General features: G+C 66.7%; 6 protein-coding genes. 1 reads left to right on the top strand and 5 read right to left on the bottom strand.

Going from position 1 to position 7803, the window contains the following annotated elements:
- A partial coding sequence (locus VHR41_20100; protein ID HEX3236505.1) for a hypothetical protein occupies positions 1–612 on the top strand: 612 nt, incomplete at its 5' end.
- Between the two features lie 811 nt (positions 613–1423).
- On the opposite strand, the gene VHR41_20105 is transcribed toward VHR41_20100, so the two are convergent.
- The 5 genes from VHR41_20105 to VHR41_20125 all read right to left on the bottom strand — a co-directional run bounded on the left by VHR41_20105 (position 1424) and on the right by VHR41_20125 (position 7620).
- On the bottom strand, positions 1424–2290 hold the full coding sequence (locus tag VHR41_20105) for a DDE-type integrase/transposase/recombinase (GenBank protein HEX3236506.1): 867 nt from the start codon (positions 2288–2290) through the stop codon (positions 1424–1426).
- 2 nt (positions 2291–2292) lie between these two features.
- Entirely contained in the window at positions 2293–2523 is a 231-nt protein-coding gene (locus VHR41_20110; protein ID HEX3236507.1) for a helix-turn-helix domain-containing protein, read from the bottom strand.
- 157 nt (positions 2524–2680) lie between these two features.
- Complete coding sequence (locus VHR41_20115) at positions 2681–4444, bottom strand: ABC transporter ATP-binding protein/permease (GenBank protein ID HEX3236508.1); 1764 nt, start codon at positions 4442–4444, stop codon at positions 2681–2683.
- Between the two features lie 160 nt (positions 4445–4604).
- Positions 4605–6500 carry an ABC transporter ATP-binding protein gene (locus VHR41_20120; GenBank protein ID HEX3236509.1) on the bottom strand — a complete coding sequence of 632 codons (1896 nt, stop codon included), beginning with the start codon at positions 6498–6500 and terminating at the stop codon, positions 4605–4607.
- A 304-nt stretch (positions 6501–6804) separates the two neighbouring features.
- Positions 6805–7620, bottom strand: a complete 816-nt coding sequence (locus VHR41_20125) for a hypothetical protein (protein ID HEX3236510.1) — start codon at positions 7618–7620, stop codon at positions 6805–6807.
- Between the last annotated feature and the right edge of the window lie 183 nt (positions 7621–7803).

The raw sequence follows: 7803 nt of genomic DNA on the forward strand, positions 1-7803 counted from the left end.
GCCTTCATCGAGGCACAGGCCGTCCTCGCCGAGCACAACCTCACCATGGCGGACGTGGGTCCCGCCCTCGAAACGGTCGAGGCCTTCGCCGAGGCCGGCCTCACCGTGGATGAGGCCGGCGCCGTGGCGACGCTGATGGCCGACCTCCGCGAGGCCGGAGTTGACGCGACCATTGTGGAGGAGCTCCGCGCGACGCTGGCCCGCTACCGGTCCCTGGGTTTCGACCCAGCCATCGTTACCCCCGCCGCCGTCCTCGTGGACCGGCTCCGCGCACTCGGGATCACACCTGATGACGTGAACCAGCGTCTCCCGCATCTTGATCGACTGGCCTCCCCCTTGAGCACGGCCGGCTTGGCGGATGACCGGCGTGACCAAGCACTCGCTCGAATGGTTGAAGTCGGCCTGACCGAGGCGGATCTCGACGCCCTACGGGCCAAGAAGAAAGAGATCGCCGACGAGATCCAGGAGCTGGAGGCCGAGCGAGCTGAGTACGAACGCTCCCTCGCTGCCGTCCAGGATGCGCTGGCACAGGCTTGCCGGAAGGAGAGTGAGGTGTCCCAGCGGGTCGCGGCGCTCCAGAAGATGCTCAGCAAGTGGGGCCTCACCTCGTGAACACGATCCATGGGCTCCGATCCCGGTGAATGCATGCCGGAGGGGATTCCGGTGAGCCCGGGTGATCCGACGAAGCCGGACAGCACACCATCCCCCCTGTTGACGCGTGGCTGGTCGCCCCTGATACTGCGCCCAAGCGCGTGGCGGACAAACGGAGGCAGCCTATGCGTTTGTCCGCGCTGTTTGAGGAATTTGTAGCCTATCTACGGGTCGAAAGGGAGGCGGCCCACCGGACAGTTCAGACGTACCAATGGTGCTTCGGTGACTTCATGCAGTTCTCGCGAAAGAAGGTTGGAGGCACGGTGGTGGTCGCAGACTTCACCGCAGAACTTTGCCGGACGTATCACTACGATCTTGCTGCCCGCGCTCTGCAGACGAACTCCATCAGAGTGCGACTCGCGACACTCGGCAGCTTCGGAAAGTGGGCGGTGCGTCACGGCAGATTGCCCAGCAATCCCCTCGACCAGCTAACCAGACCACGCCGTAAGAAGCGGCTGCCAGTTGTGCCGCGATGGGCGGCGGTCGAGGACCTGCTGAACCGGTGTGCTCGGCTACGCGACCGTGCCATCCTCGCGCTGCTGTCCTATGGAGGATTACGACGCTCAGAGGTCGTAGGGTTGAATGTCGGCGACTACCTGTCAGACTTCGGGCTGCGGCGCGTACTCGGTAAAGGCGGGCATGAAGCATCGGTGCCGCTCCCGGAGGTCGCCAGGGCCATCGTTTCCGAGTACCTGGCTACGGAGCGCGGGGATGCGCCACCCACTGAGCCGCTCTTCGTCGTGCGATTCAAGATCAAAGGTGGAGGGTGGCGTCAGGAACGCATGAGAGACCACCGGGTCTTCAAGATCATCAAGGCCCTAGGCTGTCCAGACTCGCAATGGTGTAGACACCGTGGCCACCCCAGAGTGCGGTAAGAGGTCATCCCCGCGCGGCGCCCCAGAAGAGCGCGGCGGGGGTGCGGCCGCGGACGCGATAGCCTTGATGCGGCCGTTCGTGGTTGTAGGACTGCATGAAGGCCTCGAGGCTGTGCTGCAAGGCCGTCCGGCTGGTGAAGTAACGGGCGGCGAAAGGCCACGCGCCAGTGTTCCTGCAGGATCGTGCCTTGGAGGCGTTCGACAAAGCCGTTAGTCCAGGCGTGCCGCGGCTTGGTGCGCGTGTGGCGGAGGCCCAGGGCGTGACAGGCTTCATCGAACGCCCCCTTGAACTCGGGGCCGCCGTCGGTGAGCACGCGGCGCAGCCGCCAGCCGGCGCGCCGATACAGCGGCAGCAGGATCCGCCGCAGGAAGTGGGCGGCCGCTTCGGCGGTGTGAGCGGGCAGGAGCCACGCCACGCCGTAGGAGCACGCGGCATCGCAGGCGGTGATCTGCCAGACCTTGCCCACGCCCTTGAGCTGCCCGATGTAGAAGGTGTCCAGACACACCAGCTCCCCGGGTTCGCGGGCCGCCACATGCCGGGGCTGGCCGTGCTGCGCCTGCCAGAGGCGGCGCGTTCGCTCGGTGAGCAAGCCCGCCGTCTGCAGGGCGCGGTGCTCGAGCACGGTCAGCCGCTGCCGACGGGTCGCCAGCCCCGTCCGCCGCAGGGCCCGCTGCACGGTGCTGGGCGCCACGCGCAGCTGCCAGCGGTGCCGCAGATACGCCGCGATCCGACTCGCGCCCCAGGTCGCGGCACTCACGGCCACGCTCAAGAGCAGTCGCTCTGTCTCCGGCGCAGCTGCACCGGTCGGCCGGGCCGGGCCCGGTACCGACGGGGATGGACGCCGTCCTGGCCATAACGCTCCACCCGCTGCCGCCACCGATAGAACAGCGCCCGGGAGATCCCTGCCTCCCGGCAGGCCCGGCTGACGTTGCCCAGGGCCTCCGCCCGCCGGATGACATGCAGTCGCAGGCCGTGTACCTTCTCGTCGAGGGTCATCGGTCGATCCTCCCAAAGTGGTTCCCCTGCCACGGGGTGGTTCACTCTGGGAACGATAGGCCAGATGGCCCTCACTGTTTCTGGTCACAAGTGTCAACACTATTCCGGCTCAGGACAGTCTAGTGGGACGCTCCCCGCACCACAACTGAAGCGATAGTCACGCTTCAGGAGCCGTGGCGGCGGCGGGCATCTCCACGATGGAGGCGGGCCCGTTCGCACTGCGTTCTACCATGAGTCGACGAGCGTGGAAGAGCTCCAGCGTGGCCCGATGGCCGATGCTGAACACCATCGTCTCCGGGAGTCGCTCGCGCACCAGCCGATACAGGCGCGCTTCCGTCGTCTCGTCCAGCGCCGAGGTCGCCTCGTCGAGAAAGAGCCAGCCGGGCTTCTGGACCAAGGTCCGGGCGAATGCCAAGCGCTGCTGCTCGCCGGGGGAGAGCTGGAGGGCCCAGTTGGCCTCCTCGTCCAGTCGCCCGGCGATCTCCGTGAGGCCCACGGCCTCGAGCGCCTCGCGCAGCGTCTTGTCCTCCACACCGCCGCCGGACATCGGATAGCTCACCACCTCCCGGAGCGCACCGATCGGCAGATACGGCCGCTGCGGGAGAAAGAGGACCCGGGCACCCTCCGGCACGTGGATCTTGCCACGCCCGAACGGCCAGATGCCGGCGATGGCACGGACGAGCGTGCTCTTTCCCGAGCCAGACGCGCCGGCCAGGAGCACGGTCTCGCCGCGCACAAGCGAAAAGTTGATGTTCGCCATGAGGGGCTGGCCATCCGGTAGATCGAGGTCGACCCCCTCCACGCTCAGGTGTGTGGGGCGTCCCTCGGCGAGGCGGACGCCGCCGTCCGTAGTGTGGTGCCGCACGTGCTCGAGTGCGCGCTCGAAGCCCGCGAGCCGCTCGATCACGGCGCTCCACGCCGCGAGCTCCTTGTAGGACTGGATGAAGAAGCTGAGCGCATCCTGAACTTGCTGGAAGGCCTGGGTCGTCTGCATGAGGCCGCCGAGACCAAGCTCGCCCCGGAAGTAGCGGGGCGCGGCGACGATCGACGGGACGATCCACGCCCCCAGCCCGTAACCGGACGTGAAGTAGGCCATCCGCTTCTGTCGGCGCATGATGCCCCACCAGTTGCCCACCACATGCTCGAACCGTTTGCGAAAGCTACGAAACTCGTGCGCCTCGCCGCGGTACAGGGCCACGCCCTCGGTGTTCTCGCGGAAGCGGACGAGGCTGAAGCGGTAATCGGCTTCGTACCGCTGCCGATCGTAGTTCAGCCGGACGAGGGGGCGACCGAGCCAGTCGGTCAGCCAGGTCCCGGCGGTTGCGTACAGAATGGCCACCCAGACCATGGAGCCAGGAATGGTGATGGTGAACACGCCGACCGGGACGGTGAATGTTCCGGACAGCCCCCACAGGATCGCCACGAAGGTCACCAGCGTGACGATCGCGCGCAGACCGCCGGAGAACAGACCCAGGGTGTGAGCTGCGAGGAGGTGCACATCTTCCGCGATGCGCTGGTCGGGGTTGTCCGTCTCACGCGCCACGAGCTGCATCCGGTAGTAGGCGCGATCGGCCAGCCAGGCGCGAAGGTAGCGGTCGTTCAGCCAGCGTCGCCAGCGGATCTCGAGCATCTGGGTGAGGTAGGCCTGGTAGACGGCAAGAACGATGAAGATGCCGATCAGCCACGTGACGCGGAACAGCTGCCGGCGAAAGGCCGCGAGGTCCTTGTCCTGGAGGGCGCTGTAGAAGGTGTTGTTCCACTGATTCAAGAGCACCGTGAGGTAGACCGTACCGAGCGTGAGGAGCACCACGGCGAGCAGGAGCCCCCGGGCCGCCCATCGGTCCTCGGAGAACCAGTACGGGCCAATCATGGCCCATGCGGTGGAAAGCGTTCTGCGCAGGCTGACTTTGGTCGGGCTCACGAAAAAGTGGTATCCACGTCGGTTCGCCGGGGTCGTGAAACGCCGAAGGGCGCTCCGTCTGACGGAATGATCTTACAGGACTCGTCGGGAAATACCCGAGAAGGATGCGGAGGCGGGAGAACGCGGAGCACCCGGCGCGGGCCGGGCGTGCGGGTGAAGCCTAGAGATCGAGCTGGCCGCCGACGACTCGCGCGTAGTAGCCCTGCTCGGCGAGGAGGTCTTCGGGAGCCCCCATCTCGGTCAGGCTGCCGTTGTCCACCACCAGGATCTTGTCGACCCGGCGGATCGTGGTGAGCCGGTGGGCGACCATCAACGTGGTGCGCCCGCGCATCAGCGCGAAAAGGCTGGCCACGACCTGGGCTTCGCTCTCCACGTCGAGCGCGCTCGTCGGCTCGTCCATGAGAAGGATCGGCGCGTCCTTGAGGAACGCCCGGGCCAGATTGATCCGCTGCTTTTCCCCGACGCTCAGGTGCGCGCCCCCGTCCCCGATGACGGTTCGATAGTGCTCGGGCAGCTTCTCGATGAGGTCGGCGGCCCGGGCGGCATGCGCGGCGGCCTCGATCTCCTCCATCGTCGCGTGCGGCTTTCCGTAGGAGATATTCTCGGCCACGGTGGTGGGCAGGATGATGGGCTCCTGCAGGACGAGGGCGATTTGCGCCCGGAGGTCCTCCAGGCGGAGCTCGCGCAGGTCGACGCCCTCCAGCAGGACCGCGCCGCTCACCGGATCGAAGAACCGCGGCAGCAGGTTCAGCAGCGTCGTCTTGCCCGCGCCGCTCGGGCCGATGATGGCCGCCGACGTGCCCGCCATCAGCTTGAAATTGATGTGGCCGAGCACCGGCCGCGCCCTTCCGTACGAGAAGGACACGTCGTCGTAGGTGATGTTGCCGTAGACCGGGAGCGGCGGGCACGGGGATACGGCCGGCGCGCCACCGACGGCGACGAACATGTTGTCCGCGGAGGTGGGTAGTCCGGCCGATCCATGGGGGTCGCCCTGGCAGACCGGGCGTGCGTCCGGACGGTCCTTGACCTCCTCGGGCGTATCCAGGATCTCGAACACCCGCCGCGTGCTCGCGCTCGCGCTCGTCAGGGTGGCGCCGACCTGCGAGAGCTGACGGAGCGGCTCGAAGAGCTGAGCGACGTAGGCGAGAAAAACGAGCAGCTCCCCCACCGTGAGGTTCGCGTCCAGTACCTGACGAGCCCCTACCCAGGTCACGCCGAGCGTGCACGCGCTGAGGATCACCGAGATCGAGCCCCAGTAAAGGACCTCGAGCCCCTGCTGCGCCATCTTTTGCCGTTGCGCCTTCTCGGTGTGCGCCGTGAAACGCTGCTGCTCGTGATACTCGCGCGCATTGCTCTGGATCAGTGGCAGGGCGGTGATCCCCTGGTGGATGAGCGCGTAGACCTTGCCCTCCGCTTGCTGGGCGGCGGTGCCCCGCACCCGCATCGCCCGCCCGAAGACCTTGATCGACAGCAGCAGGATGGGTACCGCGATCAGCGCCACCGCGGCGAGGCGCAGGTTCAGCCGGGCCATCGCCACCCCCATGAACAGGAGCGTGCCGGCGGCGCTGACGAAGGTGAGGAACCCCTGGAGGAACAAGGTCTGAAAGGCGCTCGTGTCCGTCCCGGCCCGGAAGATGATGTCCCCGGCCTCGGTGCCATGGTGATAGCGCAGCGAGAGGCGCTGAAGCCAGCCGAAGACGTCATCGCGAACCCGCCGCAGGCCACGGAGCCCCACGTCGATCGAGAGGTAGGCGTGCCCGCCACACGCGGCGGCGTGTACGAGATGAAGCGCCAGCGAGGCCGCGATGATGGCGGTGAGCTGGACGGGTTGCCCCCACGCGCGTGCCGTGTCGGGCAGCCATCCCGGGTACGGCTTTGTCCCGAGGACGCTATCGACCAGGAGCGCCAGGGGCCAGGGCTTCAGCAGGTTGAGCCCGATGCCGGCGAGCAACAGACTCAAGGCCAGGGCTATCCGCCCAGCGTCGGGCCGGAAGTAGCTCAGCGCCCGGAGCAGCTGACGGAAGCGTCCCAGCGAAGAAGTGAAGCCGTCCCTCAAGCCCGAAGCATCCATACAAGCAACGAGGCGGGAGCAAGGCACATGCCACCCCAGCCGAGATGAAAGCGGACCGCCAATGAGCCAAATTCTCGAAGTTGGGATGGCCGTGGCGGCGGCGGACATGCCCGCCGTGTAATTCATACATGACCACCGAGTATCGATTGGAGCCTCGGGGGGCCGGCCGATCCTGACCGACGGGCGCGGCAACATCACCGAGGGCAGCGGGATTCTTCAGGGGGATCTCCGGGGCCACGGGTTTGACGTGTCGCCCGAGCTCGGCATTCCCTATCTGAAGGCGTAGATTCTAGTTCCGCCGCCCACGTCTCCAGCGAGCCGTGAGCCCTAGCCCCGCCATTGTGGTGCCCCAGAGGAGGAATGTAGTGGGCTCGGGAACAGGCGCGATGCCGAGGTCCGAACCGAGACTGATCCGGTCGCCCGTGCCCAATCCGCTGCCGTCCGTCGCTATCGCCTCGAGGAATTCGATCCGCAGCGCGCCTTGCAGCGCCCACGGCGGGCCGTTGACCTTCTGGACGGGACCGTCATGATGGTCGAACGGCGCGACATTGTCGCCCCCGGAGAGCGAGATCAGAGGAGCGTTGATATTGGCAATCCGGCCAATCAGCTCCGTGTTGATACGACCCTCGAACTGTCTGACCGATATGCCGCCGATGACTGCGGGATGTACCGGGTTGTCAAAGACGCCCTTGATGCCGTCCTGGGCATCCACGGGCGCGACGGGGTCCGAAAAGGTGTGTCGAAAGTCGATTGCGAACAGGTGGTCGATCGCGCCGGCCTTCCGGTCGATCACCAGATCCAGGAGCGTCAATCGGTGAGTGACGGGCGGCACGAGCGTGCCGGCATCGGCAAAGTCCGCAGTTACGATCCCCTTGATCCGGTAGCCCGGGACCGCAAAGCCTCGCGTGGGGTCACCACTGTCGAACTGGATGATATTCTGTCCGTCATTCAGATCCGGACCGACACCCGTGCCGACACGGTCGCCAATCGCGGTTCCGTCGATCGATATCTGCACCGCGAGAATGTCACCCGGCCACATCAGCACAGAGGAGGCACCAAGCAGCAAAGCCATCGCGACGCAGTGGTGTGAGCTCGACAGGCTCATAGGGTCCTCCATTCGGTTCTAGGGTCTCGCGCAACCTGCCGGCCGCTCAGGCCGCGACCTGCATGCGGCAGAAGCAGGAGGCCTTCACCGGCACCTCCGACCGTGCCAGGGCAAGCTCGAGGCGCTGCTTGATCAGGGCCGCCTCGACGGCCTCGCCGCGCCGCGTGAGGCACTCGTGCAGCC

The organism is Gemmatimonadales bacterium (assembly GCA_036265815.1).
Taxonomy (GTDB): domain Bacteria; phylum Gemmatimonadota; class Gemmatimonadetes; order Gemmatimonadales; family GWC2-71-9; genus CAVVWJ01.

What these genes read in the sequence shown, in the direction of transcription:
- VHR41_20110 (HEX3236507.1), bottom strand. Translation starts at nt 2,523, where the DNA reads ATGACCCTCGACGAGAAGGTACACGGCCTGCGACTGCATGTCATCCGG.
- VHR41_20125 (HEX3236510.1), bottom strand. Translation starts at nt 7,620, where the DNA reads ATGAGCCTGTCGAGCTCACACCACTGCGTCGCGATGGCTTTGCTGCTT.